This window comes from Bullifex sp. (assembly GCF_034103065.1).
In the GTDB taxonomy this organism is placed as follows: domain Bacteria; phylum Spirochaetota; class Spirochaetia; order Sphaerochaetales; family Sphaerochaetaceae; genus Bullifex.
Window position 1 is genome coordinate 1 of sequence record NZ_JAXEGN010000181.1, and the last position, 2,071, is coordinate 2,071.

Annotated in this window: 2 protein-coding genes; both read left to right on the forward strand. The window is 29.6% G+C overall.

Features of this window, described 5'->3' with window-relative positions; translation table 11 throughout:
* Positions 1 to 190 precede the first annotated feature (190 nt).
* Positions 191 to 1,432, forward strand: coding sequence for a DDE-type integrase/transposase/recombinase (locus SOY52_RS06975; protein ID WP_320848240.1), 1,242 nt, complete (start codon positions 191 to 193; stop codon positions 1,430 to 1,432).
* 6 nt (positions 1,433 to 1,438) lie between these two features.
* Positions 1,439 to 2,071 (forward strand): ExeA family protein (locus SOY52_RS06980; protein ID WP_320848241.1); only part of this gene is annotated, 633 nt, incomplete at its 3' end.

Below are 2,071 nucleotides of genomic sequence, written 5' to 3' on the forward strand. Positions count from 1 at the left end.
GTGGATGAGCTTAAACAAGCTAAGTTTTTTAGATGATTTAGTTAAATTAGCATTTAGAGATTTTAAATCAAATTTTATGCAGATAAGAAAAGGCTGCTATAACTTAATTTAAAGAACCACATAGGATGATTGGTAAATGTAAATATGTATACAGTACCCTCTTTAAAAACTAAAAATAAAGAGGAAAACAATGACTGAAGCAGAAAGAAATAGCATAGCCTTGTTTCGGTACGGTATTTTAGCTCCATTTATTCAACGGCAAGTTGCAATAGCCAACAAATGGAGTTATTTCAACAAAATTGCAGAAAAGCAATATGAATATATTGATGGAACGATGAAAACAATATCTCCGTCAACATTATGTAGATGGTATGATGCATATCAAAAAGATGGCTTTGATGCATTAAAGCCTGAGCGTAGATCTGATTTAGGCATCCAGAGGAAAATAGATAAAGAACTTGAATCTTTGATTGCTTATTATATTAATGAATATCCACGATTACCAGCAACTCAAATTTATGAAACTCTAGTAAATAAAGGTGATATTAATTCTAAAAGTATTTCTTTATCCACTATTACAAGGTATGTAACAAAACAAAAGCAAGCGAAAGGTATTAATAAGGTTACTACTGAGTATAAAAGATATGAGAAGGAACATATAAATGAAGTATGGTATGGAGATACAACTTATGGCCCTTATCTTACAGTAAATGGAAATAAAACAAGAGTATATATAATAGCATTAATAGATGATGCCTCTAGAAAGGTAGTTGCATGTGAAGCTTTCTTTGAAGACAACTATATTAACCTACTTAAAGTAATAAGAAGTGGTATTAGAACCTGTGGAAAACCAAAGATGTTTAGCTTTGATAATGGCGCAAATTATCGTTCAGGACAAATGACTTTGCTTGGAGCTAGGATTGGTGTAGGTATTAACTTTTGCCCTCCCTTTACTCCAACCTCAAAGTCGAAAATAGAAAGATTTTTTAGAACACTCAAAGACCAATATCTTTGTCGTATAAAACCTAATGATTACAGAGATTTAGAAACTTTTAATAAAGATCTAAAGGAATATATTCAAGAATATAATACTCGTCCTCATTCTTCATTAGAAAACAATATGTCCCCTAATGATAGATTTTATAAGGAAAGCAAATTAATTATTGAAATGAGTGAAGAACAAATTGAGAAGTCTTTCTTACTTGAGATTGAGAGAAAGGTTTCTGCTGACGGTGTAATTAATATTGATTGCAAAGAATATGAAGTAGATTATCGTTATCAAAACCAAAGAATAACAATTAGATATTCACCTGATTTATCTAAGGTTTATGTCGTCGATAAATTTGATAACACTCTTAAAGAAATTAAGCTATTAGATAAAAAAGCAAATAGCAGCATTAAACGTATAAAGGTTAAATTAGCGGAGGATTAATATTTTATGAATTATGTATCTAGATATGGCTTAGAGTTTAACCCGTTTATTAAGAACTCTAAAGAAATACTATATGAAAACAACAACTATAAAGAAGTTAAAGCAAGACTTGATTATCTTTTACAAACAAAAGGTATTGGTTTAATTACAGGAGACCCTGGTTGTGGTAAAACCACCATTGTTCGTAATTATACAAATAACCTAAACCAGAATGCATACAAGATTATTTATCTTCCTTTGTCTACATTAACTGTATTAGAAGCTTATAAACAGCTCGCTATTGCTTTTAATATTGAACCTTTTCATAGAAAGTATGAGAACTTTGCTGCTATTCAAGATGCTATTAGAAGATTAAATATTGAGAAAAAGATTATTCCTATTATTATCTTTGATGAAGCTAATTATTTATCTAGTAGTTTTCTAAATGATATAAAGATTTTATTTAACTTTGAAATGGATTCTAGAGATTTAGCAGTTGTACTTCTTGTAGGACAGAGTGTACTTAATAATGCTCTTAATATGAAGAGTAATGAAGCTCTCAGACAAAGGATTATTACTTCTTACAATATTGGAACAATGTCTATTGAAGAAAGCTGTATTTATATTAAAACAAAGCTAAGTAACGCTGGATCTTCTTCT

Excerpts from the sequence above, each read along its gene's own strand:
- SOY52_RS06975 (WP_320848240.1), top strand. The coding sequence starts at position 191 with ATGACTGAAGCAGAAAGAAATAGCATAGCCTTGTTTCGGTACGGTATT.